21 protein-coding genes are annotated in these 25,647 nt (G+C 67.6%); 11 read left to right on the plus strand and 10 right to left on the minus strand.

Annotation, left to right across the window (positions count from 1 at the left end; translation table 11 throughout):
- Positions 1–57 precede the first annotated feature (57 nt).
- Positions 58–2,331 (plus strand): cyanophycin metabolism-associated ABC transporter, encoded by a 2,274-nt coding sequence (locus tag J2W23_RS21605; RefSeq protein ID WP_176660287.1) that lies wholly within the window; start codon positions 58–60, stop codon positions 2,329–2,331.
- Entirely contained in the window at positions 2,328–2,810 is a 483-nt protein-coding gene (locus J2W23_RS21610; RefSeq protein ID WP_176660288.1) for a cyanophycin metabolism-associated DUF1854 family protein, read from the plus strand. Before J2W23_RS21605 ends, J2W23_RS21610 begins: the two co-directional genes overlap by 4 nt.
- A 22-nt stretch (positions 2,811–2,832) precedes the next feature.
- On the opposite strand, the gene J2W23_RS21615 is transcribed toward J2W23_RS21610, so the two are convergent.
- Both J2W23_RS21615 and J2W23_RS21620 read right to left on the minus strand, forming a co-directional pair.
- Positions 2,833–3,978, minus strand: a complete 1,146-nt coding sequence (locus tag J2W23_RS21615) for an acyltransferase family protein (protein ID WP_307650191.1) — start codon at positions 3,976–3,978, stop codon at positions 2,833–2,835.
- Positions 3,979–4,064: 86 nt separating this feature from the next.
- Positions 4,065–4,475, minus strand: coding sequence for a DUF2177 family protein (locus J2W23_RS21620; RefSeq protein ID WP_176660290.1), 411 nt, complete (start codon positions 4,473–4,475; stop codon positions 4,065–4,067).
- A 78-nt stretch (positions 4,476–4,553) separates the two neighbouring features.
- On the opposite strand from J2W23_RS21620, the gene queC reads away from it, so the two are divergent.
- Positions 4,554–5,267 (plus strand): 7-cyano-7-deazaguanine synthase QueC, encoded by a 714-nt coding sequence (gene queC / locus J2W23_RS21625; protein WP_176660291.1) that lies wholly within the window; start codon positions 4,554–4,556, stop codon positions 5,265–5,267.
- Here the strand turns inward: queC and J2W23_RS21630 are convergent.
- Together J2W23_RS21630 and J2W23_RS21635 are read right to left on the minus strand one after the other, a co-directional pair.
- Positions 5,249–7,042 carry an ABC transporter ATP-binding protein/permease gene (locus J2W23_RS21630; RefSeq protein WP_176660292.1) on the minus strand — a complete coding sequence of 598 codons (1,794 nt, stop codon included), beginning with the start codon at positions 7,040–7,042 and terminating at the stop codon, positions 5,249–5,251. The two genes, queC and J2W23_RS21630, sit on opposite strands and share 19 nt — an antisense overlap.
- Positions 7,043–7,150: 108 nt before the next feature.
- Positions 7,151–7,711 carry a phosphonate degradation HD-domain oxygenase gene (locus J2W23_RS21635; protein ID WP_307650192.1) on the minus strand — a complete coding sequence of 187 codons (561 nt, stop codon included), beginning with the start codon at positions 7,709–7,711 and terminating at the stop codon, positions 7,151–7,153.
- Between the two features lie 175 nt (positions 7,712–7,886).
- Between J2W23_RS21635 and J2W23_RS21640 the strand changes: the two genes are divergently transcribed.
- The 5 genes from J2W23_RS21640 (at position 7,887) to J2W23_RS21660 (ending at position 13,299) form a co-directional block, all read left to right on the plus strand.
- Positions 7,887–8,921 (plus strand): putative 2-aminoethylphosphonate ABC transporter substrate-binding protein, encoded by a 1,035-nt coding sequence (locus J2W23_RS21640; RefSeq protein ID WP_307650193.1) that lies wholly within the window; start codon positions 7,887–7,889, stop codon positions 8,919–8,921.
- Positions 8,922–8,943: 22 nt separating this feature from the next.
- On the plus strand, positions 8,944–10,017 hold the full coding sequence (locus J2W23_RS21645) for an ABC transporter ATP-binding protein (RefSeq protein WP_176660295.1): 1,074 nt from the start codon (positions 8,944–8,946) through the stop codon (positions 10,015–10,017).
- Positions 10,018–10,019: 2 nt separating this feature from the next.
- The gene (locus J2W23_RS21650) at positions 10,020–11,735 is read left to right on the plus strand and encodes a putative 2-aminoethylphosphonate ABC transporter permease subunit (RefSeq protein ID WP_307650194.1); all 1,716 of its coding nucleotides are present in this window, start codon (positions 10,020–10,022) and stop codon (positions 11,733–11,735) included.
- 66 nt (positions 11,736–11,801) lie between these two features.
- The gene (locus J2W23_RS21655) at positions 11,802–11,936 is read left to right on the plus strand and encodes a hypothetical protein (protein WP_307650195.1); all 135 of its coding nucleotides are present in this window, start codon (positions 11,802–11,804) and stop codon (positions 11,934–11,936) included.
- Between the two features lie 94 nt (positions 11,937–12,030).
- Positions 12,031–13,299, plus strand: a complete 1,269-nt coding sequence (locus J2W23_RS21660; RefSeq protein WP_307650196.1) for an MFS transporter — start codon at positions 12,031–12,033, stop codon at positions 13,297–13,299.
- Here J2W23_RS21660 and J2W23_RS21665 read toward each other — a convergent pair.
- Positions 13,247–14,677: an aminotransferase-like domain-containing protein gene (locus J2W23_RS21665; RefSeq protein ID WP_307650198.1), complete on the minus strand. Its 1,431-nt coding sequence runs from the start codon at positions 14,675–14,677 to the stop codon at positions 13,247–13,249. The two genes, J2W23_RS21660 and J2W23_RS21665, sit on opposite strands and share 53 nt — an antisense overlap.
- 98 nt (positions 14,678–14,775) lie before the next feature.
- Here J2W23_RS21665 and J2W23_RS21670 point away from each other — a divergent pair, with 98 nt between their 5' ends.
- From J2W23_RS21670 to J2W23_RS21680, 3 genes are read left to right on the plus strand one after another with little or no spacing between them, the layout of a single operon-like run.
- Positions 14,776–14,964, plus strand: coding sequence for a DUF2970 domain-containing protein (locus J2W23_RS21670; RefSeq protein WP_176660299.1), 189 nt, complete (start codon positions 14,776–14,778; stop codon positions 14,962–14,964).
- Positions 14,961–15,668: a c-type cytochrome gene (locus tag J2W23_RS21675; RefSeq protein ID WP_307650199.1), complete on the plus strand. Its 708-nt coding sequence runs from the start codon at positions 14,961–14,963 to the stop codon at positions 15,666–15,668. Before J2W23_RS21670 ends, J2W23_RS21675 begins: the two co-directional genes overlap by 4 nt.
- Positions 15,669–15,675: 7 nt before the next feature.
- Entirely contained in the window at positions 15,676–16,959 is a 1,284-nt protein-coding gene (locus tag J2W23_RS21680; RefSeq protein WP_307650200.1) for a c-type cytochrome, read from the plus strand.
- An 87-nt stretch (positions 16,960–17,046) separates the two neighbouring features.
- On the opposite strand, the gene J2W23_RS21685 is transcribed toward J2W23_RS21680, so the two are convergent.
- From J2W23_RS21685 to J2W23_RS21705, 5 genes are all read right to left on the minus strand, one after another.
- A complete protein-coding gene (locus J2W23_RS21685; RefSeq protein WP_307650201.1) occupies positions 17,047–18,444 on the minus strand; it encodes an 8-oxoguanine deaminase in 1,398 nt (465 codons plus the stop codon).
- Positions 18,445–18,462: 18 nt separating this feature from the next.
- Positions 18,463–20,733 carry a phosphocholine-specific phospholipase C gene (locus J2W23_RS21690; protein WP_307650202.1) on the minus strand — a complete coding sequence of 757 codons (2,271 nt, stop codon included), beginning with the start codon at positions 20,731–20,733 and terminating at the stop codon, positions 18,463–18,465.
- 33 nt (positions 20,734–20,766) lie between these two features.
- Entirely contained in the window at positions 20,767–20,961 is a 195-nt protein-coding gene (locus tag J2W23_RS21695) for a hypothetical protein (RefSeq protein ID WP_307650203.1), read from the minus strand.
- Between the two features lie 168 nt (positions 20,962–21,129).
- On the minus strand, positions 21,130–23,376 hold the full coding sequence (locus J2W23_RS21700) for a phosphocholine-specific phospholipase C (protein ID WP_307650204.1): 2,247 nt from the start codon (positions 23,374–23,376) through the stop codon (positions 21,130–21,132).
- 23 nt (positions 23,377–23,399) lie between these two features.
- Complete coding sequence (locus J2W23_RS21705) at positions 23,400–25,643, minus strand: phosphocholine-specific phospholipase C (protein WP_307650205.1); 2,244 nt, start codon at positions 25,641–25,643, stop codon at positions 23,400–23,402.
- Between the last annotated feature and the right edge of the window lie 4 nt (positions 25,644–25,647).

A 25,647-nucleotide genomic window follows, 5' to 3' on the forward strand; every position in this document is an offset into this window, starting at 1 on the left:
AAGGACGCCAAGGCGCGGTCCCTGCGGCCCGCGACGGGCAAGAGTCAAAGAAACACAATGCAACATCACGATCCAGTCGGCACCCGGGAGGGCGAAATCGAGGCGGCTTCAGGCGCGCTGAAAAACCGGCTCGCAGTCGCGGAAAACGTTCTGGTAACACTGGCGGTTGACCTCGATTACGAACTTCGTTTCGCTTCCGGCTTGGTTGCCCTGACTGACCAGCGCCTGATTGCGCTGGAACCGGGCGGCGAGTGGCGTGAGTGGCCACTCACAGAATCCGCGCTTCAGCTGCTGCTGGCCGACCATTCAGGGGTCGGCACGCTCGACCTGATCGGCCCCGACGGCCGCCTGGCCCGCTGGCGCTACACCCTGGCCAGCCAGGCCAATGCGCTGCGCCTCCTCAAGTTGTTCGGCCAGCGCGCGGCCGGTGTCACGGAAGCGACACCCGAAGCCATCGACGGCGACGAGCCAGCCGACACCGAACTCCAGACCCCGCCCTCGACTTGGGTGCTGCTGCGCCTGGGCCGCTTCGCCAAGCCGTACCGCAAGCAGCTTTTCCTGGGGTTTTTCCTCACCCTGCTCTCCACCGCCGCCACGCTGGTGCCGCCGTACCTGACCATCCCGCTGATGGACGACATCCTGATCCCGTTCCAGAACGGCAAGCAGATCGATCCGGGCCTGGTGGGTCTCTACCTGGGCGGCCTGCTCGGCGCCGCGCTGCTGGGCTGGGGCCTCGGCTGGGCGCGCACTTACTTATTGGCGCTGGTGTCCGAGCGCATCGGCGCGGACCTGCGCACCAGCACCTACGAGCACTTGCTGACCCTGCCGCTCGACTATTTCGGCGGCAAGCGCACCGGCGACCTGATGGCGCGCATCGGTTCGGAAACCGACCGCATCAACGTCTTCCTGTCGCTGCACGCGCTGGATTTCGCCAACGACGTGCTGATGATCGTCATGACGGCGGCCATCCTGATCTCCATCAACCCGCTGCTGGCGGTGGTCACGCTGGTGCCGCTGCCCTTCATCGCCTGGATGATCCACGTGGTGCGAGACCGTCTGCGCACCGGGTTCGAGAAGATCGACCGCGTCTGGTCCGAGGTGACCAACGTGCTGGCCGACACCATTCCCGGCATCCGCGTGGTCAAGGCCTTTGCGCAGGAACGCCGCGAAGCCGACCGCTTCCGCACCGCCAATGCCTACAACCTGCAGGTGAACGACAAGCTCAACCGCACCTGGTCGGTGTTCACGCCGACGGTGTCGCTCCTGACCGAAATCGGCCTCCTCGTGGTGTGGGGCTTCGGCATCTGGCAGGTGGCGCGCGGCAGCATCACCGTGGGTGTGCTCACCGCCTTCATCGCCTACATCGGCCGCTTCTACACGCGCATGGATTCGATGAGCCGCATCGTCTCGGTCACGCAGAAGGCCGCGGCCGGCGCCAAGCGCATCTTCGACATCCTCGACCACGTGAGCAACGTGCCCGAGCCGGTGAACCCGGTGAAGGTGGAGCGCGTGCAGGGCCGCATCGAGATGAGCGGCCTCGGTTTCCGCTACGGCTCGCGCGCGGTGATCCACGACCTGGACCTCGTGATCGAACCCGGCGAGATGATCGGCCTCGTGGGCCACAGCGGCTCGGGCAAGAGCACGCTGGTCAATTTGATCTGCCGCTTCTACGACGTGACCGACGGCGCAATCAAGGTCGATGGCACCGACATCCGCCGCTTTGCCGTGGCCGACTACCGCCGGCACGTGGGGCTGGTGCTGCAGGAGCCGTTCCTCTTCTTCGGCACCATCGCCCAGAACATCGCCTACGGCAAGCCCGACGCCACGCGCGAAGAAGTGGTGGCCGCCGCCCGCGCCGCGCATGCGCACGACTTCATCCTGCGCCTGCCGCACGGCTACGACTCGCTGGTCGGCGAGCGCGGCCAGGGGCTCTCGGGCGGCGAGCGCCAGCGCATCAGCATTGCGCGCGCGCTGCTCATCGACCCGCGCATCCTGATCCTGGACGAGGCCACCTCGGCGGTGGACACCGAGACCGAGAAGGAAATCCAGAAGGCGCTCGACAACCTCGTGCAGGGCCGGACCACCATCGCCATCGCCCACCGCCTGTCGACGCTGCGCAAGGCCGACCGGCTCGTGGTCATGGACCGCGGCGAGGTGGTCGAGGTCGGGCCGCACGATGCGCTCATGGCCAGGCAGGGCGCCTACTGGCGGCTCTACCAGGCGCAGTTGCGCCAAGCCGACGACGATGCGAGCGAAGGCGCGGTCGACGAACGCGCCGGCGCGCAGTTGCCGCTGATCAGCCACGCAGCCCATCCGGCAGGTGACGCATGACACCCGACAACACCACCCCCACCTTCGCCCTGGCGCGCGACGCCTTCGGTCGCCTCGTGCTGACCGATGCCCAGGGCGAGCGCCATGTGGGCATCACGCCCGTGCGCGCCTTTCCGCTCACCGCGCCCGGCGAGGGCATTTCGCTGGTCGGCGGCGACGGCCGCGAGCTGGTCTGGATCGATCGCCTCGAGACGTTGCCGGCGCCGATCCGGGCGCTGCTCGAGGAAGAGCTCGCGGTGCGCGACTTCGCGCCCACGCTGCTGAAGCTGCACAAGGTTTCCAGCTTCGGCGTGCCCAGCACCTGGACCGTGAGCACCGACCGCGGCGACACCAGCTTCGTGCTCAAGGCCGAGGAAGACATCCGCCGGCTCGAAGGCGGCGCGCTGCTGATTGCCAGCGCGCACGGCGTGCAGTTCCGGATTCCCGATGCGAAGGCGCTGGACCGGCCTTCGCGCAAGCTGCTCGAGCGGTTCCTCTAGAACCGATCCCGCCTGTATCTATCTAGAGGGGGCTGCGGTTGCGGCCCGGCTGCAGCGCCGCGGCGGCTGCGTCGCAGCCCGGCAGCGGCGTTTTCGACAACGCCGCCTGCTTCACCGCCTTGGCCCAGCGGTGGCCCCAGTCGGTGATCGGCTTCTCGAACCAGCGGTAGAGCTGGTCCGAGAGCACCAGCGCCACGGCGAACGAGAGAAAGAGCAGGGTGCCGCCCACGATGGTCGGACCCGGCAGCACCGCGATCACCGCGTGGGCGGCGGTGTACTGCACCAGGTACATCGCATACGAGCGGTGCCCGATGAACACCAGCGGCTTCGACGCCAGCGCCCGGGCGACCCAGGTGCGGGCGGCGATGAGCGCGGGGATCAGCATTGCGATCAGCAGGCTGTAGATCGCGATGGCCGAGGCATCGCCGATGCGCCCGGCGATCACCGGATAGCGCCTGTGCACCACCAGCAGCACGAGCACGAGCGCGATGGCCACGCCCTGGTTCATGAGGCAGCGAACCAGCCCGAAGGTGCGGCGCGCGTGCATCAGGATGGCCAGTCCCGAGCCGAACAGCATGCCGACATAGTTCTGCGGAAGCAGCAGCTTCCACTGGAAATCGCCGATGCCGATCATGGCCAGCGCCGCGAGGCCGAAGCCGACGGTGGCGAGCCCGGAGCGCAGCGTCGTGCCGAAGACCACGAGCAGCGTGGGCCAGAGGAGGTAGTACTTCCACTCCACGCCCAGTGTCCAGGTCATGTGCAGCGGGGCCATGTCGGCCAGCTCGTTGAGCAGCGTCAGGTAGTAGGGCGTGGCCGCCTTCATCTGCTCCCAGGTGCCGTCGTGCGCGCCATGGCTCAGGCCCAGCACCGCCAGGAAGACCAGCAGGTAGAGCGGCAGCAGCCGTGTGGCCCGGCGGATGTAGAAGGCCTTGAGCGAGATGCCGCCGGTGCCGTCGCGCTCGCGCAACAGCAGCGTGGTGATCAGGAAGCCCGAGAGCACGAAGAAGGCGTGGACACCGAGCCAGCCCGAGAACCGCGTCCAGCCGATGCCGCCGAAATGGTCGCTGAAGACAAGGAAGACGGAGACGGCCCGCAGGCCATCGAGCGCGGCGAAATTGCGTGTGTCCTGAAAATCTTCGAAGCTGATCGCGGTACCGCGCTCGCTCATTCCTGTGTCCCCTGCATTGCTGGTGCAGGATTTTGCCCCGGCAGGGGGTTACGGCCCCCTGACTAAAGTCATGGTCTGGGACGAAATCAACGCCCGGCGAACCAGCGCAAGGCCAGGGCGCCGGCCGCGGCGGCCACGCCGCTCACCAGCGTGCCCCAGGCGATGTCGATGAACGACAGGGCCAGCGGCCAGTTGCGGATCACCGCCAGGTTGGTCAGGTCGTAGGTGGCGTAGCAGAAGAGACCGAAAAGCCCGCCCAGCACCGCCGCCCGCGTCACGCTCTGCGCCTCGATGCCCGGCAGGATCGCGAAGATCAGCAAGCCGACGGGGTAGAGCAGGTAGAACACCGCCGCGAAGGCCAACCGGGGCTCCGGCGACATCAGGTCGCCCATGGCCTGCTGGTACATGTTCTTGGCGACGACGCCGAGCCAGAGCATGTCGATCACCAACAGCACGATGAAGGTGGCGGCCCATGCGACGAGGTGTTTGGTGCTCATTCGCGGGATCGTATCCGCGCACCGGGGGAGCCCTGCGAAAATCGCGTCTTTGGACTACAGCGCCTTCCGCTGACGCACATGCCCCTGCACACCACCGCCCTCGTCTTGTTCTCCGGCGGCCAGGACTCGACCACCTGCCTGGCCGACGCGCTCTCGAAGTACCAGCGCGTCGAGACGCTGGGCTTCGACTACGGGCAGCGCCACCGCGTCGAGCTCGACGTGCGCGGCACCATCCTCGCGCAGATGCGCGAGCGCTTTCCCGAGTGGGCGCCGCGCCTGGGCGAAGACCATGTGCTCACGCTCGCCGCGCTGGCCCAGCTCGGCGGCTCCTCGCTCACCGAGGAGGTGGCGTTCGCGATGCAGGCCGACGGCCTGCCCAACACCTTCGTGCCCGGGCGCAACCTGCTGTTCCTCACGCTGGCCGGCGCGCTGGCCTACCGCCGCGGGCTGCAGGTGATCGTCACCGGCGTCTGCGAGACCGATTTCTCCGGCTACCCCGACTGCCGCGACGACACCATGAAGGCGATGCAGCTCGCGCTCTCGCTCGGGCTGGAGCGCCGCCTCGTCATCGAGACGCCGCTCATGTGGATCGACAAGGCCGAGACCTGGCAGATGGCGCACCGCCTCGGCGGCGAACCGCTGGTCGACCTGATCGTGGAAGAGACCCACACCTGCTACCTCGGCGACCGGGTGCACCGCCAGGCCTGGGGCTACGGCTGCGGCGAATGCCCCGCCTGCGACCTGCGCAAGAAGGGCTGGGAGCGCTATTCCGGTCAGGCCGCTGCCGGCTGAGCGGCAGCGGAGACGTTCAACCGGTAGCGCGCCCCACCGGCCGCGCCTTCTTCCTGCGGCACCAGCGTCCAGCGCTGGTTGTGGAAATCGCCCACGGCCGCGCGGTGCGCGATCGACACCATCGCGCCGCCCGCCGCATGCACCGTGTCCGACAACCGCTTGTACAGCTCGCCCTCGGCCTTCGCGTCGAGGGCGCTGGTGATCTCGTCGGCGAAGAGCCACGCGGGTTTTTTCAGCAGCACGCGCGCGATGGCAAGACGTTGCTGCTCGCCGCCGGAGAGCTTCTGGCTCCATGAATCGCTGTCGTCGAGGCGGGTGGCCAGGTCGGGAAGCAGGGCGTCGGTCAGGGCCTGGCGCAGCTGGTCGTCGGTGAAATCGGCGGCGGGGTTCGGATAGGTCAGGGCGTCGCGCAGCTTGCCGTCGGGCACGTAGGGGCGTTGCGGCATGAAGGCGACGTTGTCGGGCACCTGCAGGCGGCCCTTCGAGAAAGGCCAGATGCCCGCGAAGGTGCGGAACAGCGTGGACTTGCCGCTGCCCGAGGGCCCCTGCAGCAGCACGCTGTCCCCGGGCTTCACGGCCAGCGCGGCGCCGGCGAGCAGCGGTGTTCCGTTGGGCAGGGCGATTGCCAGGTCGTCGGCATCCAGTGCGGCTGCGGGCGTGCGCTGCAGGGCCTGTTCCTGCGCGGCATGGGCGGTCATGCTGTCGTCGAAACCGGTGAGACGGTCCGTGACGGCTCGCCACACGGCCAGGCTGTCGTAGTTGTCGACGAACCAGCTGAGCGCTTCCTGCACGCTGCCGAAAGCCGACCGGATCTGCATCAGGTGGCCGAGCTGGAACGCGCCGGCAAAGTACTGGTATCCCGCGACGATGAACGGAAAGATCACGGCCGCCTGGCCAAAGAACGCGGTGAAGGTGACCAGGTTCTTCTGCTGCTTGATCAGTTGCAGGTAGTTGCGCAGCACGCTGGAGAAGCGCAGATCGAGTTGTCCGCGTTCGACCTTCTCGCCCTTGTCCAGCGCGATGGCCTCGCTGTATTCGCGCACGCGCACCAGGTGGTGGCGGAAGTCGGCTTCATAGCGCTGCTGCATGAAATTCAGCTTGATCAGCGGACGGCCGATGAAATGCGTGATGACGGTGCCGATGACGGAGTAGCCCAGCGCGATCCAGACCATGGCGCCAACGACCTGGTAGGTCGTGCCGGCGACGGTGAAGGAGACGCTGCTCGACAGCACCCAGAGCAGGCCGACGAAACTCGCCAAGGTGACGACTGCATTCAGCAGGCCCATCGACAGCGACATCGTGGCGCTGGTGAACATCTGCATGTCCTCTTGGATGCGCTGGTCCGGGTTGTCGGGAACGCGGCCGTCCTGGTTCGCGTAGCGCGCGAGCTCCAGGTGATAGAAGGTGTGGTTGGCCATCCAGCGCGACAGGTATTCGCGCGTCATCCAGCTGCGCCAGCGCAACTGCAGCAACTGCGTCACATAGAACTTGAGCACCTGCACCGCGATGTTGAAGAAGGCGATCCAGCCGAAGACGCCCACCTCGCGCCAGAAGGCCACCGAATCCTTGTTCTGCAGCGCGTCATAGAAGCGCCCGTACCACTCGTTGCCCAGCACCGCCACGTACACGTAGAACAGGTTCAGCGCGACGATGCCCAGCAGCATGACGCGCGCACGCCACTTTTCCTCGGACCTGAAATAGGGCGCAGACAGCGCAAAGACGCGCTTCAGAACCTGGGCGAACGTGGCGGCTCGCGCCGTGACGGATGAAGACATGCAGGGTTCCTCGGTGGGCGCGGGTGCGCCGGACATCGTGAGGAACCCATCGTAGACAAATGTTTCTTAAAGCGGCCTGAAATCGGCCGAAGGGCGGAAACCCCTTCTTCAGCGCAGCAGAACCCGCGCAGCGGTCGCCAGAAAGTGCGCCAGCGGCGGCGTCTTCAGCCCTTCGACCTTCGCCTCTTCATCCCACAGCCGCAGCCGCACCGCATCGCCGGCCCAGCGATGCTCGGCAAAACGGCTCGCCGCCTCCGCATCCATCACCCCGCCCTGCAAGGCCAGGCTGCGCACCGAATCCGGCGAGAGCTTCGAGAAATAGTCCGGCCGCGTCGCGCACAGGTAGCGCTTGGCGTCCACATGCAGCCGGATCGGTTCGCGCACTTCCACGTCGAAGGCGCCGCGCAGCAAAGGCAATGCGATGTATTGATGGCGGTCGTCGATGCCCAGCTCGGTGGGCGATTGCGACAGCGTCTGGTGCTCGGCGATCAGCAGATGGCCGAGGTCGTGCAGCAGCGCGGCAGTGACCAGCGCATCGCTCGCACCCGCCTCTTCGGCGAGCCACGCGCACTGCAGCGCATGCTCCAGCTGCGACACCGGCTCGCCCGCGTACGCAACCCCGCCGCGTTCGGCGAACAGGCGGGCGATCTCGGCGAGGTCGAGTGTCATGAAAGTGAAACGGAGCGCATGCGACAGCCCGGGAAGCATCGCCCCGTGCCATGACCCCCGTGTGACGCATCTGACAAACCCCTGTCACATGCCGCTGCGAGCATCGCCGCGGTCACGGCCACGCCGTGCGTACTTTTGTCCGCGTCATTTCCATCATCGCCAGGGATTTCCCATCATGCTGCTTCGCTTCATCCGTCGTGCCGCCGTGCCGGCCGCCTTGTTCTCGCTGGCGTTCGCCGCTTCCGCGCAAGGCCGCACCGAACTGCTGGTCTACACCGCGCTCGAAGCCGACCAGGTGCAGGCCTACAAGGCCGCGTTCGAAAAGGAAAACCCGACCATCGAACTGAAGTTCGTGCGCGATTCCACCGGCATCGTCACCGCCAAGCTGCTGGCCGAAAAGGCCAACCCGCAGGCCGACGTGGTGTGGGGCCTGGCCGCCACCTCGCTGATGCTGCTCGACAAGGAAGGCATGCTCCAGCCCTACGCGCCCAAGGGCCTCGATGCGGTGAAGGCCACCATGCGCGATCCGGCCAACCCGCCCAAGTGGGTCGGCATGGACGTGTGGTCGTCGGCCATCTGCTTCAACACCGCCGAAGCCACGAAGAAGAACCTGCCCAAGCCCACGAGCTGGGCCGACCTCACCAACCCGGTCTACAAGGGCCAGATCACCATGCCCAACCCCGCGGCATCGGGCACCGGCTACCTGATGGTGTCGGGCTGGATCCAGATGATGGGCGAGGAAAAGGCGTGGAAGTACATGGACGCGCTGCACCAGAACATCGGCATCTACAGCCAATCGGGCAGCAAGCCCTGCCGCCAGGCCGGCGCGGGTGAATTCGCGCTCGGCATGTCCTTCGAATACCGCGCCAACAAGACCAAGCGCGACGGCGCGCCGATCGACATCGTGCTGCCCAAGGAAGGCCTCGGCTGGGACATGGAAGCCACCGGCATCATCAAGACCAGCAAGAAGCAGGACGCCGCCAAGGCGCTCGCCGACTGGGCCGTCACCAAGCAGGCCAACGAGCTCTACGCCAAGAACTTCGCCGTGCTCGCGCTGCCGGGCATCCAGGAAAAGCTCGAGTTCGTGCCGGGCGACGTCGAGAAGCTGCTCGCCAAGAACGACTTCACCTGGGCTGCTGCCAATCGCGACCGCATCCTCACCGAATGGTCGAAGCGCTACGAATCGAAGTCCGAAAAGAAGCCGATGTGATCAGGTTTCCGGACAGCAGCACATGACGAGCTTTCTCTCCCTTCGCGGCATCGGCAAGTCCTTTGGTGCCACCCGCGTGCTCGACGGCATCGATCTGGACATCGAGCCGGGCGAATTCGTGTGCCTGCTCGGTCCCTCGGGTTGCGGCAAGACCACGCTGCTGCGCATCGTGTGCGGCATCGAGCGTGCCGACGGCGGGCAGATCCTGCTCGGCGGGCAGGACATCGCGGGCCTGCCGCCCGCGGCGCGCGGCTTCGGCGTGGTGTTCCAGTCGTATGCGCTGTTCCCGAACCTCACGGCGGCACAGAACATCGCCTACGGCCTGCACCCCACCGGCGCGCTGGCACGCGAGATGGCCAAGCGCTCGCGCGAAATGCTCGACCTCGTCGGCCTCACGGCACATGCAGACAAGTACCCCGTGCAGCTCTCGGGCGGCCAGCAGCAGCGCATCGCGCTGGCGCGCGCCCTTGCACCGAACCCGCGCCTGTTGCTGCTCGACGAGCCGCTCTCCGCGCTCGACGCGCAGGTGCGCGCGAGCCTGCGCAGCGAAATCCGCGCGCTGCAGAAGCGCCTGGGCATCGTCACCATCATGGTCACGCACGACCAGGAAGAAGCGCTCTCGATGGCCGACCGCGTGGTGCTGATGCACAACGGCCGCATCGAGCAGGCCGGCACGCCCGACGAGCTGTACCGCCAGCCGCGCACCCGCTTCGTGGCCGGTTTCGTCGGCCGCATGAACATGCTGCCCGCGACCGTGCTGGCCGACGGCAAGGTGCGCGTGCGCGACAGCGAACTCTTCTGCGCGCCCGGCAACCTCAGCGTGGGCTCGCAAGCCACCGTGGGCATCCGCCCTGAACATGTGGTGGTCAAGCGCTTCGGCACCGAGCTCGGCGCCAACAGCTTTGCGGCACGCCTGCTCGACACCGAGTTCTTCGGCAACCGCACCTCGGCGCGGCTGGCCTGCGAACCGCTGGGCATCGAGATCGAGGCCGAATTGCCCGCCGATGCGCGCAGCGGCGGCGACGAGCCGCTGGTGCCCAGCAGCATGGTGCACATCCAGCTGCCGCTGAACGCGCTGTCCGTGCTGGCGCATTGAGCATGAGCAGTTCTCCCGGCGCCATCGCCGCAGTGCCGGTGGTGATGGCGCGCAGCAGTGCATTCGACCGCGAGCGCTGGCTCACCGGCGCGGCCGTTGCCCTCGTCGTCCTGCTGCTGGTCGTGATCGTCGCGCTGCCCGTCGGCGCGCTGGTCGGCCAGAGCTTCTTCGACCGCGCCGGCGCTTTTGTCGGCCTCGCGAACTTTGCGCGCTACCTTGACAGCCCGGCGCTCGTGCAATCGGCCTTCAACAGCCTGTGGCTCGCCGCGATCAGCGCCGTGATCTGCACGGCCATCGCCTATGTGTACGCCTACGCGCTCACGCTCTCGTGCATGTCGGCCAAGGGCGTGCTGCGCGCGGTGGCGCTCATTCCGCTGCTCGCGCCTTCGCTGTTGCCGGCCATCAGCCTGGTCTATCTCTTTGGCAACCAGGGGTTGTTCAAGGGGCTGATGGGCGATGCCTCGATCTACGGGCCGCTGGGCATCGTGCTCGGCTCGGTGTTCTGGACGCTGCCGCATGCGCTTTTGATCCTCACGACCGCCATGGCCACGTCCGACGGCCGCCTGTACGAAGCGGCGCAGACGCTCGGCGCCTCGCGCTGGCGCATCTTCCGCACCGTGACGCTGCCGTCCTCGCGCTACGGCCTCATCGTGGCCGCGATGGTGGTGTTCGTGCTCGTCATCACCGACTTCGGCGTGCCCAAGGTGGTGGGCGGCCAGACCGGCGTGCTCGCGACCGACATCTACAAACAGGTGGTCGGGCAGCAGAACTTCCAGATGGGCGCGGTGGTCGGCCTCGTGCTGCTGATTCCCGCGGTGCTGTCCTTCCTGGTCGAGCGCCGCGTGCGCAGCAAGCAGGCCGCGGCGCTCTCCGCGCGCGCCACACCTTACCAGCCCGAACCCGTGGCGTCGCGCGACCGCGCGCTGCTCGTGTTCTGCACGCTCACGGCCTGCGCCATCCTCGTGATGATCGGCATGGCGGTGTTCGCATCGCTCGCGACCTACTGGCCGTACAAGCTCACGCCGTCGCTGAAGAACTACGACTTCAGCAACATGGACGGCGGCGGCTGGGGCAGCTACTTCAACTCGCTGCGCCTTGCGCTGTGTGCCGCGGTGGCGGGCGCGCTCGTCACCTTCGTTTCTGCCTACCTAGTGGAGAAGCCGCGCCACTTCGGCCTGCTGCGCGAACTGCTCAACCTGCTCGCCAACCTGCCGCTCGCGGTGCCGGGGCTGGTGCTGGGTGTGGGCTACATCTTCTTCTTCATCTCGCCGTCGAATCCGTTGAACGGTCTCTACGGCGGCATGACGATCCTGGTCATCTGTACGGTGGCGCACTTCTTCTCGGTGGCGCACCTCACCTCACTCGCCGCGCTGCGCCAGCTCGACCGCGAGTACGAACTCGTGTCCGAGTCGATGGGCGTGCCGTTCTGGCGCACGCTCTGGCGCGTGCACCTGCCGGTGGCGCTGCCGACGGTGCTCAACGTGGGCGGCTATTTCTTCGTCAACGCGATGACCACCGTGTCGGCCGTCGTGTTCCTCTATTCGCCGCAGACCACGCTGGCCGCCATCGCCGTGCTCAACATGGACGATGCCGGCGACGTCGCGCCCGCGGCTGCCATGGCCTCGCTGATCATGCTCACGGCGGCGATCGGGCGCGGCGTCTTCGCGCTGGCCGGGCACTGGGCGCTCAAGCGCACGCAGGCCTGGAGAAGCCGGTAGCCGACAGGGTCTTGTCGGCGCGGTGTCCGACTTGACTGGCAAGGCGGCAGGCATAGCATCTTCCGGATGAGAAGCACTGCACTTGCTCTTCTGTTCTGCATCGGCCTCATCGCGGCCGGTTGCGACGACAAGCCCAAGCCGGGTGGGCCGATGCCCAAGGCTTCGGCGAACGTCACGCTGCCGGTCGTCTCGGTGAGCTGATCCGCGTCTCGCGCGCGAAGGCGGCCCGTGCCGCCGGACATGGCGCGCCCGCATCTTTGCGCCGAGGGGTATCCTCGGCGAGGAGAAGAAAACAATGAAGACATCCGAGACAACCGCCCACGCGGCGGATTCGCGCTACGCCATGCTTCGCCTTGCCCTCACGCTCCTGATCATGACGGTCGGCAGCAGCGGCATGTACGTGGTCTCGGTGATGCTTCCCGCGGTGCAGGCCGAGTTCGGCATCGACCGCGCCGATGCCTCGCTGCCCTACACCTGGCTGATGCTCGGCTTCGGTTTCGGCGGCGTGCTCATGGGCCGGCTGGCCGACCGTTTCGGCGTGATGTGGCCGCTGCTGATGGGTTCGGTTTTTCTTGGTGCGGGCTACATCGCCACGGGGCTGTCGGGCGGCATCGTCTCGTTCACCGTCGCACAGGCCCTGCTGGTCGGCCTGCTGGGCAGCTCGGCCGCCTTCGCGCCGCTGGTGGCCGACACATCGCTGTGGTTCGTCAAGCGGCGCGGCATCGCGGTGGCGATCTGCGCGAGCGGCAACTATGTCGCCGGTGCCATCTGGCCGCCCATTGCGCAGCATTTCATCGAGACGGTCGGTTGGCGACAGACCTACATCGGCATGGGCATCTTCTGCGGCGTCGCGATGGCGCTGCTGGCGCTCTTCTTCCGCGCGCGGCCGCCGGCGGTGGCCGTTGCACCGGTCGCCGGCAATGCATCGAATGCAACGGCGCCGCGCGACATGACACGCCCCTTCGGCTTGAGCATGACGACCGCGCAAGGCCTCCTGTGCGTCGCGGCCGTGGCCTGCTGCGTGGCGATGGCCATGCCGCAGGTGCACATCGTGGCCTACTGCGGCGACCTCGGCTACGGGCCCACGCAGGGCGCGATGATGCTGTCGCTGATGCTCGGCTTCGGCGTGGTGAGCCGGCTGGTGTCGGGCGCGATCTGCGACCGCATCGGAGGCCTGCGCACGCTGCTGCTGGGCGGCGTGCTGCAGTGCATCGCGCTGCTGCTGTTCCTGCCGTTCGACGGGTTGGTGTCGCTCTATGTGATCTCGGCGCTGTTCGGGCTTTTCCAGGGCGGCCTCGTGCCGTCCTACGCGATCATCGTGCGTGAGCACTTTCCGCCGAAGGAAGCCGGCGCGCGCGTGGGCACGGTGCTGATGTTCTCGCTGTTCGGCATGGCGCTGGGCGGGTGGATGTCGGGCAAGGTCTTCGACCTGACCGGCAGCTACCACGCGGCTTTCGTCAACGGCATCGGCTGGAACCTGCTGAACCTCTGCATCGCATCGTTCCTGCTCTTCAGGCTGTATCGCCTCCAGCTTCGGCCACCAGGCGGCCCAGTGTCCGCATAGCCTTTTCGCTCTCTGCATTCCACGCGTGGCCGTAGTTCAGGCGCAGGCAATGCGTGAAGGCCCGCGTCGCTGAAAAGATCGGTCCCGGCGCAACGCTGATGCCGAGCGCCAGCGCTTCGCGATGGATCTCGAGCGCGTTCACCTGCGCCGGCAATTCGACCCACAGGAAGTAGCCGCCGAGCGGCCGTGTGGCGCGCGTGCCCTCGGGAAAGTAATGCCCCACCGCCTGTGCGAAAGTCGCCTGCTGCATCGCGAGCGTCTGGCGGAGCTTGCGCAGATGCTTGTCGAGGCCGCCCTTTTCCAGGTACGTCGCGAGCGCAAGCTGCGCGGGCGCCGAGGTGCTGAGCGTGGACGTGAGTTTCTGCCGCGCCACCTTGCGCGCAAAGCGCCCGGCCGAGGTCCAGCCGATGCGGTAGCCCGGCGCGAGGCATTTGGAGAACGACGAGCAATGCAGCACCAGCCCCTGCGTGTCGAAGGCCTTGGCCGGCGCGGGTTTGCGCTCGCCGAAGTAGAGCTCGGCGTACACGTCGTCTTCGATCAGCGGCAGTTCGTGGCGCGCGAGCAGTTCGACCAAGGCCTTCTTCTTCGCATCGGGCATCAGGCTGCCGAGCGGGTTCTGGAAGGTCGTCATGAGCCAGCAGGCCTTGGGTTTGTGCGCCGCGATGGCTTCTTCGAGCGCGCCGAGGTCGATGCCTTCGCCCGGATGCGTCGGCACCTCGATGGCCTTGAGCCCCATGCGCTGCAGCGCCTGCAGCGCGGCATAGAAGGTGGGCGACTCCACGATCACCGCATCGCCCGGCCGCGTGACCGCCGCGAGGCAGAGGTTGAGCGCCTCGAGCGCGCCATTGGTGATGACGATCTCCTCGGCCGGTACCTGCATGCCGTCAGCGAGGTAGCGCAGCGCGATCTGCCGTCGCAGCGCCGCGCTGCCCGGCGTGAGGTCGTCCACCGTGCTCCACGGGTCGAGCGACTTCGCGCTCGCGGCCATGAACTGGCCGAGCCGTGCCAGCGGAAAGAGCAGCGGGCTCGGAAACGCCGAGCCGAAGGGCACGACCTTGCGCGACATGCTGGCTTCGAGAATGTCGAACACCCGGTCGCTCACGTCGAGCGACATCGGCCCCTCCGCGGGGCGCGAGGTGAGGGTGGATTCGGGCGGCGCATCGCGCAGGCCCCTGCCCGTGACGTAGTAGCCCGAGCGGTCGCGCGCACGCACGAGGCCGCGTGCTTCGAGCAGGTAGTACGCCTGGAACACCGTCGATGCGCTGACGCCGCGGCTCTGGCCCGTGTGGCGCACCGAGGGCAGGCGGTCGCCGGTCTTCAGCGTGCCATTGCGAATCGAGGCCTCGAGGTCGGCGGCGAGGGCTTCGTAACGTTTCATGGCGCGTGGTTCGTCATTCGCACGGACTTTATCTGCACCGGTGAATCAGGCCGGATCTGCATCTGTTTTTTCGGGGCTTTCTAGGGCACAGTCGGTGCATGTCCAATCTCTTGCGCGCAGTGCGCGCCGTTCTCTGGAGTTTCATCGGGCTGGGTGGCCGCCGTGCCGACGCCGACAAGCGGACCGCGCAGGTCGGCATCCTGCCGCTGATCGGCGTCGCGCTGGTCGTGGTGCTGTTGCTGGTTGCGGGCCTGATCACATTGGCGCGCTTCGTGGCCGGCACATGAGCACCGGTCTCCGCTCCTTCGCGCTCGCGCTGCTGTTCCTCGTGCAGGGCATGGCGAGTGCCGCGCCGCCGGCCACCGTGCCCGACACCATCGAGCAGCGCGTGGCCGCCTGCATTGCCTGCCACGGCCGCGAAGGCGCGACCACCAATGCGGGTTTCTTTCCGCGCCTGGCCGGCAAGCCTGCGGGCTACCTCTTCAACCAGCTCGTGAGCTTTCGCGACGGCCGCCGTTTCAACGCCGACATGGCCTACATGGTGCAGCACCTCTCCGACGCGTACCTCCGCGAGATGGCCGAGTACTTCGCGGGGCTCGACCTGCCGTACCCGCCGATCTCCCCCAACAGCGATGCGACACCCGAGCAGCTGCAGCGCGGCCGGAAGCTCGCGCTCGAAGGCGACGCGGCGCGCGGCATTCCGGCCTGCGTGCAATGCCACGGCGCGGCGCTCACCGGCGTGCAGCCGGCCATCCCGGGGCTGCTCGGGCTGCCGCGGCTTTATGTGTCGTCGCAGCTCGGCGCATGGCTCACGAGCGAGCGGCATGCGATGGCGCCCGACTGCATGGCCGAGGTGGGACGCCACATGACGACGGCCGACATCAACGCGGTCGCGAGCTGGCTGGCCGTGCAGCCGATGCCGGCGAACACCAAGCCCGCGGCTTCGTTGCCCGCACCGTTGCCCGTCGCCTGCGGCGGCATGCCGAAGTGAGCCGCCGATGAAACTGCGACACCTCGGCTGGACCCTGCTGACCCTGATCGTGCTTGCGGCCGTGTGCGCCGGCGTGCTCGTGGCGATGAACCTGCGCGGCGAAGACCCGCTGCCCGAGCAGCCGCAAGCCTTCGACGCCACGCCGCAACAGGTCGAGCGCGGCCGCTACCTCGCGCTGGCCGGCAACTGCGCCGGCTGCCACACCACGCGCGGCGGCCAGCCCTACGCGGGCGGGCTGCCGCTGGAGACGCCCTTCGGCACCATCTACTCGAGCAATCTCACCTCCGATCCCGAGACGGGCATCGGCAGCTGGAGCAGCGCGCATTTCTGGCGCGCGATGCACAACGGCCGCAGCAAGGACGGGCGCCTGCTCTACCCGGCGTTCCCGTACCCCAACTTCACCAAGGTGACGCGCGAGGACTCGGACGCCATCTACGCGTACCTGCGCACCGTGGCTCCCGCGCCCGCACCGAACCTCGCGCACCGGCTGCGCTTTCCCTACGACACGCAGGCCGCGCTGGCCGTGTGGCGTGCGCTCTCGTTCAAGCCCGAGCCCTTCGTGGCCAACGCGGGCAAGCCGGCCGAATGGAACCGCGGCGCCTACCTTGTCGATGGCCTCGGCCATTGCATCGCCTGCCACGGCGCGCGCAATTCGCTGGGTGCCACCGAGACCAAGCTCGGCCTTTCGGGCGGACTGATCGCGGTGGAGAACTGGTATGCGCCGTCGCTCACCGACAAGCGCCAGGCCGGCGTGGCCGGATGGCCCACGGCCGACGTGGTGGCGCTGCTCAAGACCGGCACCGCGCCGGGCGGCTCGGTGATGGGGCCGATGGCCGACGTGGTGTTCCGCAGCACGCAGCACCTGAGCGAAGCCGACCTCGCGGCGATGGCGGGTTACCTCAAAGACCTGCCCGATGTTCCCAAGGTCGACGAGCCTGCGCGCCCCTTGGCGCCCGTCCGCCGCGATGCCGGTGCGATGGCGCGCGGCGGCAAGATCTACGACCAGCGCTGCGCCTACTGCCATGGCGACCAGGGCCAGGGCGCGAGCGGCGCCTACCCGCCGCTCGCGGGCAATCGCGCGGTGAACATGTCGCCGCCGACGAACCTCATCCAGGTCGTCTCGCACGGCGGCTTCCTGCCATCGACGGCGGGCAACCCGCGTCCCTACGGCATGCCGCCGTTCGGGCAGGTGCTCGATGCCGCGGAAGTGGCGGCGGTGCTCACCTACATCCGCGGCTCATGGGGCAACGACAGCGCGCCCGTCACGCAGCTGGACACCATGCGGCGCTGAGCGCCGCCGGATGTCCGTGCGCGAGGGCGCGTGGCCCAGGCGGCAGGCGCTCGTTCGAGCGGCTCGCTCGAACTGGATTTTTTCCCCTCATCGCCCCGCCATGTGCGGATGCCGCGCGCCTTCGTAGAGCGTTTGCGCCAGGCCTCGATGCCTCGCCAGCAACGGCGCCAACTCCAACCCCGTGAAGCGCCCGCCTCGGATGCGGACCTTCCCGTTGATCACACTCAGCGAGACTTCCCCCGGCGTACAGAACACCAGCGCCGCCACCGGGTCATGCCACGCCCCTGCATGCGCCACGCCGCGCATGTCGAAGGCGACGATGTCCGCCGACATGCCCGGCTCGATCGCGCCGATGTCGTCGCGCCCCAGCACGCGCGCACCGCCGAGCGTCGCGATCTCCAGCGCCTCGCGCGCTGTCATCGCCGCGGGGCCGTATCCCACACGCTGCAGCAGCATGGCCTGCCGTGCTTCGCCCAGCATGTGCGCGCCGTCGTTCGACGCGCTGCCATCCACGCCCAGGCCCACGGGAACGCCCGCGCGCCGCATCGCACCGATGGGCGCGATGCCCGAGGCCAGCCGCATGTTCGAGCAAGGGCAATGCGCCACACCGGTGCCGGTGCGGCCGAAGAGCGCGATGCCCGCCTCGTCGAGCTTCACGCAGTGCGCGTGCCACACGTCGCGGCCGACCCAGCCCAGGTCTTCGGCGTACTCGGCGGGTGTCATGCCGAACTTCTCGCGCGAGTAGGCGACGTCGTTGTCATTCTCGGCCAGGTGCGTATGCAGCGACACGCCGCGCTCGCGCGCCAGCTCGGCCGACAGGCGCATCAGGTCGCGCGAGACGGAGAACGGCGAGCAGGGTGCGAGCACGATGCGGCGCATCGAATGGCGCGAGGCATCGTGCCAGCGGCCGATGAGCCGCTCGCTGTCGCGCAGGATGGCCTCTTCGGTTTCCACCACCTCGTCGGGCGGCAGGCCGCCGGCGCTGCGGCCCACGCTCATGCTGCCGCGCGCGGCATGAAAGCGCATGCCCATCGCATCGGCCGCCTCGATCGAATCGTCGAGCCTCGAGCCGTTGGGGAACAGGTAGAGATGGTCGCTGGTGGTGGTGCAGCCCGAGCGCATCAGCTCGGCCATCGCGGTCTGCGTCGAGACGCGGATCATCTCGGGCGTGAGACGCGCCCACAGCAGATACAGGTTCGTGAGCCAGCCGAAGAGCTCCGCGTCCTGCGCCTCGGGCACGGCGCGCGTGAGGCTCTGGTACATGTGGTGGTGCGTGTTGACCAGGCCGGGCATCACGACATGGCCGTGCATGTCGAGAGCCTCGGCCTGGCCGCTCTGCAGGGCGTCGAGGTAGGTGGTGGGCAGCTCGGTGGTGGGGCCGGCCCAGGCCACCGCGGGGCCGTCGGTCACCACGGCGCCGTCGGCGATTTCGCGCCGGGCGGCGTCCATGGTGACGAGGATGTCGGCATGTTGGAGGATCAGCATGCCGGCATTTTGCGCGGCTCAGAGGTCGGGCAGGCCCATCGCCGGATCGCTCACCGTGTGCTTGCCGGTTTCCACGCGGCCGGCGAAGCGGCGGTAGTAGCCGGCATCGGCATCGCAGGTCACCGCGAAGTCGTACCACTGGCCGCTCGCTGCAAGATCCCAATGCTGGTCGACGGTGGCGCCGCCGTTCACGGTCGCGGTCCACGGGCCGTCGCCGCGGTAGGCCTTGGCGCGGATGGTGAACTTGCAGGCGGCCTTGCCGTCGTTGCGCATGCTCAGGTAGACGTTGCCGTTGGCGATGTCGTAGCACACGCGCACCTCGGGAATCGCCACGCCGCTTGCGCGCACGGTGCCGAGGTCGCCCTGGAAGTGGCGATGAAAGCCATTCGGCCCGAGCACCCACAGGTCGTACTTGCCGGCGTTGTCGGCAGCCGCGGCCCAGGTGTCGTCCAGCGACTTGCCCGCTTCCACCATGTAGCGGCGCGGCAGGCGGTCGAGGTTGAGCTTGTCGTAGACATGGAACACAGCCGCGGCCTTGCCCGTGTTCGAGAACAGCAACTGCACCTTGCCGCCGGCCGTGTCGACCTTGGCGCTGGCGTGCAGCTCATAGGGCAGCGCGCGCGAAGGCCGCGTGCCGGTGGCCTGCACGGGCAGCTTGCCGTCGCCCGGCGGCGTGACCTGCGGCAGCGCGTCCTGTGCGGCGCGCACCTGGTCGGCCTCGGCCTTGCTGCGGCGGCCTGCGAGCGTGGGCAGCGCTTCTTCATTCGGCGTGGCGAAGTTGAAGGCGCTCGTGAGGTCGCCATTCACCGCGCGGCGGAACGGGCTGATGTTGGTTTCCTTCACGCCGAAACGTGCTTCCAGGAAACGCAGCACAGAGGTGTGATCGAAGGTCTGCGAGTTGACCCAGCCACCGCGGCTCCACGGCGAGATCACATACATCGGCACGCGCATGCCCGGGCCGTAGACGTTGCCGTCGGGCGTGGGCTGCGAGGCGGTCATGCCCGGGGGCTTCGGATGGTTGAAGTACTCGTAGCTCAGGTCCGCGTCCGGCAGCGTGGTCTTGCCGGCGAAGGTTTTCACGCCGGGGTCGGCCGAGGGAATGGGCGAGGGCGCGGAGGCCGAGGGCACGTGGTCGAAGTAGCCGTCGTTCTCGTCGAAATTGACGATGAACACCGTCTTGCTCCACACCTCGGGCACCGCGGTGAGCGCGTCCAGAACTTCCTGGATGTACCAGGCGCCTTGCACCGGGCTCGACGGGCCGGGGTGCTCGGAGTACACGTCCGGCGGAATGATCCACGACACCTGCGGCAGGCGGCCGGCTTTCACGTCGGCGCGGAACGCATCGAAGATCGCGCCCGCATCGAAGGCCGCCTGGTCGGCCACCGGCAGCGTGTTGGCGGTGCCTTTGTAGAGTGGATTGCCGGCATCGTCGCCGGGCGCGTAGGCGGGCGATGCGCCTTGCGGCAGCGAGGTGCTCACCGGCTTGCCCGAGGCCTCGTTCGCCTTGCGGTACGGCTTGAAGCCCAGGAGCGGATTGCAGCCGTAGTTGTTCGGAATGTTCTGGTAGACGATCCAGCTGACGTTGGCTTCCTGCAGGCGCTCCGCATAGGTCTTCCACTCGTAGCCCTCGGTCGAAGGGCCGGTCGAGCTCCACGGGTTGACGTTGTTCACGTAGGCCTGGTTGCCACCGGCCGAGCTGTTGGGACCATTGGTGCCGGTCCAGTGGAACGAGCGGTTGGCGTGCGTGCCGGTGTGCATCGCGCAGTGGTAGTCGTCGCAGATCGTGAAGGCGTTGGCCAGTGCGAACTGGAACGGAAGCTCGGCCTCCGTGAGGTAGCCCATCGACTGCGTGAAGGGCGCCTTGTTGTTCACCTTCTTGTAGCGCGGCCATTGATAGAGGCGGCCGCCGTCCCATGCATTGTGCGAGTCGACCCAGGTGTGCGGCGTGCTGCTCACGCGCTGCGCGTTGCCCTTGGTCGCATCGAGGTGGTAGGGCACCACCTGCTTGCCTGCATCGTCGAGTTGCTGCCACACGGCCAGGCCGTTGGGCAGCGGGATGGTCATGCGATCGCCGAAGCCGCGCACGCCCTTGAGCGTTCCGAAGTAGTGGTCGAACGAGCGGTTCTCCTGCATCAGGATCACGACGTGCTCGACGTCCATGATCGTGCCGGTCTTGTTGTTGGCCGGAATGGCGAGGGCGCGGCGGATGCTCGGCGGAAAGGCCGAGAGCGCGAGTGCGGCGGCACCGGTGGTGGCGGTGCCGGTGAGGAATTTGCGGCGTGAGGTCATGGTCGTGTTGTTCTGGTTTTTTTAACGCAATCTTCAGGGCGCGCAACGCATCTCGGGTTTGACGCCGGTGTCGGGCGGCGTGACGGGCGGAGTGGTCGGGGGTGCTCCGGCGCCGGGCAGGCCACCGAAGAATCCACCGCCGCCATCGCTGCCACCGCCGCAGGCGGAGAGCACGCAGGCCACGATCAATGCGGGTGCCAGCCGCGCGGAATAAGAAAGAAGTCGCATCGGGGGAGATCCTCTTGGAGTGTTGAGCGGGCACTCCACGGACGTCGTGGAGGCCGCTGCACTCGAGGCTAGAAAGCGCCCATGACATCGGCATGAACCAGAGGGGGCGAGGTGTAAGCGCGCGTTGCACGCACTTCTTTTTTCACCTCGCCCACGAGGCACGAACGCTCAGAGGTCGGCCAAGCCCATCGCCGGATCGCTCACCGTGTGCTTGCCGGTTTCCACGCGGCCCGCAAAGCGGCGGTAGTAGCCGGCATCGGCATCGCAGGTCACCGCGAAGTCGTACCACTGGCCACTCGCGGCGAGCTCCCAGTGCTGGTCAACAGCAGCGCCGCCATTGACGGTGGCGGTCCACGGACCATCGTTGCGGTAGGCCTTCGCACGCACGGTGAACGTGCAAGGATTCTTGCCGTCGTTGCGCATGCTCACATAGACGTTGCCGTTCGCGATGTCGTAGCACACGCGAACTTCAGGCACCGCCGCATCGCCCGCGCGAAGGCGGTTGAGGTCGCCCTTGAAGTGACGGTGAAAGCCATTCGGCCCGAGCACCCACAGGTCGTAGAAACCGCTGTTGTCGGTCATCGCGTTCCACGAATCGTCGAGCATCTTGCCTGGCTCCACCATGTAGCGGCGGGGCAAGCGGTCGAGGTTGAGCTTGTCGTAGACGTGGAACACCGCAGCCGCCTTGCCGGTGTTCGAGAACAGCAGTTGCACCTTGCCGCCGATCGTGTCGGCCTTGGCGCTCGCATGCAGCTCGTAAGGCAGCGCGCGCGAAGGCCGCGTGCCGGTGAACTGGCGCGGCAGCTGCGGGTCCAGCGGCAGCGGCACCTGCGGCAGCGCCTGCTGGTCGTTGCGCAGCCTGTCGGCATCGGCCTTCGTCGTGCGGCCCGTGAGCGTGGGCAGCGCCTCGGTGTTGGGCGTCGCGAAGTTGAAGGCGCTCGTGAGATCGCCGCACACCGCGCGCCGGAACGGCGAGATGTTGGGTTCCTTCACGCCAAAGCGCGTCTCGAGGAAGCGCAACACCGAGGTGTGGTCGAAGGCCTGCGAGCTGACCCAGCCGCCGCGGCTCCACGGCGAGATCACGTACAGCGGCACGCGCGGCCCCGGACCGTAGACGCGGCCGTCGGGCTTGGGCTGGCTGCTGCTGCCGGCCGGTGCCGGGTGCGTGAAGTACTCGGCGCCCAGGTCCGCATCGGGCAGCGTCGTCTTGCCGGCGTAGGTGCCGTCGCCGTTGGGCGAGGGCGCCGAGGGCGAGGGCACGTGGTCGAAGTAGCCGTCGTTCTCGTCGAAGTTGATGAGCAGCACGGTCTTGCTCCAGACCTCGGGCACGGCGGTGAGCGCGTCCAGCACTTCCTGCAGGAACCATGCGCCCTGCACGGGGCTCGAGGGCCCGGGATGCTCGCAGTAGATCGACGGCGCGTTCATCCACGAGACCTGCGGCAGCTTGCCTTCGCGGATGTCCCGCTTGAAGGCGTCCAGGTACTCCTCGGGGCGCGTGCCCGGCAGCGTGTTGGCCACGCCCTTGTAGAGCGGGTTCTTGGCGTTGTCCGAGGCCGCGTCGTAGGCGTGGTAGGGCAAGGCCTGGCCGGTGTCCGCGTAAGGTTGGTTCGGCGCGCCGCCGCTGCACACCGGAAAGCCCGAGGCGAGATTGGCCTGGCGGAACTGCTGGAACGCGCCCAGCATGTTGTCGCCCCATTCGTCGGGCATGTTCTGGTAGCTGATCCACTTGACGCCCGCGTCCTCCAGGCGTTCGGCATACGTCTTCCACGTGTAGCCGGTGTTGGCCGAGGCGGGCTTGCCCTCGATCCAGTCCCATTCGTTGCGCACGAACGCCACGTTCTGCGCGGTCGGTCCGTTGGTGCCGGTGAGATGGAAGGAGCGGTTCGCATCCGTGCCGGTGTGCATCCCGCAGTGGTACGCGTCGCAGATCGTGAAGGCATTGGCCAGCGCGTACTGGAAGGGAACCTCGGCCTCCTTGTGGTAGCCCATTGCCTTGTTGGTCTTGTAGCGCGGCCACTGGTACATGCGGCCGTTGTCCCACGCGTTCTGGCTGTCGTTCCAGTCGTGCGGTGTGCCGCCGTCGCGCTGGGCGTTCCCCTTGCGGCTGTCGAAGTGGTACGGCAGGATCTGCTTGCCCGAGGCGTCGCTCTGCTGCCACACGTTCAGGCCCTTGGGCAGCGGAATGGTGAAGCGGTCACCGAAGCCGCGCACGCCCATGAGCGTGCCGAAATAGTGGTCGAACGAGCGGTTCTCCTGCATCAGGATCACGACGTGCTCGACGTCCATGATCGTGCCGGTCTTGTTGTTGGCGGGGATGGCGAGGGCGCGGCGGATGCTCGGCGGAAAGGCCGAGAGCGCGAGTGCGGCGGCACCGGTTGTGGCGGTGCCGGTGAGGAATTTGCGGCGTGAGTTCATGGGTCTGTGGTCGGATGCAGTGCTCACAGATCGGCCATGCCCATGGCGGGATCGCTCACCGTGTGCTTGCCGTTTTCCACGCGGCCCGCAAAGCGGCGGTAGTAGGACGGGTCGGCATCGCAGGTCACCGCGAAGTCGTACCACTGGCCGCTGCTCGCCAGCACCCAGAGCTGCTCGGCCTTGTTGGCGCCGCCGCCGGCAACGGTGGCGTTCCACGGGCCGTCGTTGCGGTAGGCCTTCGCGCGCACGGTGAACTTGGCGGCGTTCTTGCCGGCGTTGAGCATCTCCAGGTAGACGTTGCCGTTGGCGATGTCGTAGCACACGCGCACCTCGGGATTCGCGCCGCTCGTGCGCAGCGCATTGAGGTCGCCCTTGAAGTGGCGGTGAAAGCCGTTCGGCCCGAGCACCCAGAGGTCATAGAAGCCGCTGTTGTCGGTCATCGGGTTCCAGGCGTCGTCGAGCATCTTGCCCGGCTCCACCATGTAGCGGCGCGGCAGGCGGTCGAGGTTGAGCTTGTCGTAGACGTGGAACACGGCCGCGGCCTTGCCGCTGTTCTTGAACAGCAGCTGGATCTTGCCGCTGATCGAATCGGCGCGTGCGCTCACGTGCAGCTCGTAGGGCAGCGCGCGCGAGGGGCGCGTGCCGGTGGCCTGGCGCGGCAGCTGCGCATCCAGCGGCAGCGGTACCTGCGCCAGGGCTTCCTGGTCGCTGCGCGTCTTGTCGGCGCTGGTGCGGGTCGTGCGGCCCGCGAGCGTGGGCAGCGCCTCGGTGTTGGGCGTCGCGAAGTTGAAGGCGCTCGTGAGATCGCCGCACACCGCGCGCCGGAACGGCGAGATGTTGGGTTCCTTCACGCCGAAGCGCGTCTCGATGAAGCGGATCACCGAGGTGTGGTCGAAGGCCTGCGAGTTGACCCAGCCGCCACGGCTCCACGGCGAGACGATGTACATCGGCACGCGCACGCCGGGGCCATACACGCGGCCATCGGGCGCGGGCTGGCTGCTGGTGCCCGGCGGCTTCGGGTGGTTGAAGCGCTCCACGGCGAGGTCGGCCTCGGGCAGCGTGGTCTTGCCGGCCATCGAGCCGTCGGGGTTGATCGAGGGCGCGGCCGGCGACGGGTAGTGGTCGAAGTAGCCGTCGTTCTCGTCGAAGTTGATGAGCAGCACGGTCTTGCTCCAGACCTCGGGCACGGCGGTGAGCGCGTCCAGCACTTCCTGGATGTACCAGCCGCCCTGCACCGGGCTCGACGGACCAGGGTGCTCCGAGTAGGTGGCGGGCGCGATGATCCACGACACCTTCGGCAGCTTGCCGTTCTTCACGTCGTTGCGGAAGGTGTTCAGGTACTCATCCACGTTGGCGCCGGGCATGGTGTTGGCAATGCCCTTGTACAGCGGGTTGCCGACGTCGTCGCTGGCAGGATCGTAGGCCGGCACCGTGCCGGTGCTCGTCACTGGCTTGCCCGATGCCTCGCTGGCCTGGCGGTACTGCTTGAAGCCGACGAGCGGGTTGTCGCCGAAGTTGTCGCGCATGTTTTCGTACACGATCCAGCTGACGCCGGCCGCTTGCAGGCGCTCGGGGAAGGTCTTCCACTCGTAGCCGGTGGTCGAGGGCGGGGTGTAGCTGTCGTCCCATTCGTTGTTGACGGTGGCCACGCCGGCCACGCCGTTGCCGAGCTGGCCGCTGGGGCCGTTGGTGCCGGTCCAGTGGAACATGCGGTTCGAGTTGGTGCCCGTGTGCATGCTGCAGTGGTAGTCGTCGCAGATCGTGAAGGCGTTGGCCAGCGCGAACTGGAAGGCGAGCTCGGTCTCCTTGAAGTAGCCCATCGACGCGTTGGTCTTGTAGCGCGGCCACTGGTAGGTGCGTCCGCCGTCCCATGCGTTCTGGCCGTCGCTCCACGAGTGCGGCGTGCCGCTCACGCGCTGCGCGTTGCCGATGCGGCTGTCCAGGTGGTAGGGCAGGATCTGCTTGCCGGTGGCATCGCTCTGCTGCCATACGTTCAGGCCCTTGGGCAGCGGAATGGTGAAGCGGTCGCCGAATCCGCGCACGCCCATCAGCGTGCCGAAGTAGTGGTCGAACGAGCGGTTCTCCTGCATCAGGATCACGATGTGCTCGACGTCCTGGATGGTGCCGGTCTTGTTGTTGGCCGGAATGGCGAGCGCGCGGCGAATGGCGGGCGGAAAGGCCGAGAGCGCGAGCGCTGCGGCGCCGGTGGTGGCGGTGCCCGTGAGGAACTTGCGGCGCGAGTTCGTGGACTTGTCGTTCTGCTTCATGGCG

The organism is Variovorax boronicumulans (assembly GCF_030812215.1).
GTDB classification, from domain to species: Bacteria; Pseudomonadota; Gammaproteobacteria; order Burkholderiales; family Burkholderiaceae_C; genus Variovorax; species Variovorax boronicumulans_C.

Coding starts and splice junctions, on each gene's coding strand:
- J2W23_RS21605 (WP_176660287.1), top strand. CDS start 58: ATGCAACATCACGATCCAGTCGGCACCCGGGAGGGCGAAATCGAGGCG.
- J2W23_RS21610 (WP_176660288.1), top strand. CDS start 2,328: ATGACACCCGACAACACCACCCCCACCTTCGCCCTGGCGCGCGACGCC.
- J2W23_RS21615 (WP_307650191.1), bottom strand. CDS start 3,978: ATGAGCGAGCGCGGTACCGCGATCAGCTTCGAAGATTTTCAGGACACA.
- J2W23_RS21620 (WP_176660290.1), bottom strand. CDS start 4,475: ATGAGCACCAAACACCTCGTCGCATGGGCCGCCACCTTCATCGTGCTG.
- queC (WP_176660291.1), top strand. CDS start 4,554: ATGCCCCTGCACACCACCGCCCTCGTCTTGTTCTCCGGCGGCCAGGAC.
- J2W23_RS21630 (WP_176660292.1), bottom strand. CDS start 7,042: ATGTCTTCATCCGTCACGGCGCGAGCCGCCACGTTCGCCCAGGTTCTG.
- J2W23_RS21635 (WP_307650192.1), bottom strand. CDS start 7,711: ATGACACTCGACCTCGCCGAGATCGCCCGCCTGTTCGCCGAACGCGGC.
- J2W23_RS21640 (WP_307650193.1), top strand. CDS start 7,887: ATGCTGCTTCGCTTCATCCGTCGTGCCGCCGTGCCGGCCGCCTTGTTC.
- J2W23_RS21645 (WP_176660295.1), top strand. CDS start 8,944: ATGACGAGCTTTCTCTCCCTTCGCGGCATCGGCAAGTCCTTTGGTGCC.
- J2W23_RS21650 (WP_307650194.1), top strand. CDS start 10,020: ATGAGCAGTTCTCCCGGCGCCATCGCCGCAGTGCCGGTGGTGATGGCG.
- J2W23_RS21655 (WP_307650195.1), top strand. CDS start 11,802: ATGAGAAGCACTGCACTTGCTCTTCTGTTCTGCATCGGCCTCATCGCG.
- J2W23_RS21660 (WP_307650196.1), top strand. CDS start 12,031: ATGAAGACATCCGAGACAACCGCCCACGCGGCGGATTCGCGCTACGCC.
- J2W23_RS21665 (WP_307650198.1), bottom strand. CDS start 14,677: ATGAAACGTTACGAAGCCCTCGCCGCCGACCTCGAGGCCTCGATTCGC.
- J2W23_RS21670 (WP_176660299.1), top strand. CDS start 14,776: ATGTCCAATCTCTTGCGCGCAGTGCGCGCCGTTCTCTGGAGTTTCATC.
- J2W23_RS21675 (WP_307650199.1), top strand. CDS start 14,961: ATGAGCACCGGTCTCCGCTCCTTCGCGCTCGCGCTGCTGTTCCTCGTG.
- J2W23_RS21680 (WP_307650200.1), top strand. CDS start 15,676: ATGAAACTGCGACACCTCGGCTGGACCCTGCTGACCCTGATCGTGCTT.
- J2W23_RS21685 (WP_307650201.1), bottom strand. CDS start 18,444: ATGCTGATCCTCCAACATGCCGACATCCTCGTCACCATGGACGCCGCC.
- J2W23_RS21690 (WP_307650202.1), bottom strand. CDS start 20,733: ATGACCTCACGCCGCAAATTCCTCACCGGCACCGCCACCACCGGTGCC.
- J2W23_RS21695 (WP_307650203.1), bottom strand. CDS start 20,961: ATGCGACTTCTTTCTTATTCCGCGCGGCTGGCACCCGCATTGATCGTG.
- J2W23_RS21700 (WP_307650204.1), bottom strand. CDS start 23,376: ATGAACTCACGCCGCAAATTCCTCACCGGCACCGCCACAACCGGTGCC.
- J2W23_RS21705 (WP_307650205.1), bottom strand. CDS start 25,643: ATGAAGCAGAACGACAAGTCCACGAACTCGCGCCGCAAGTTCCTCACG.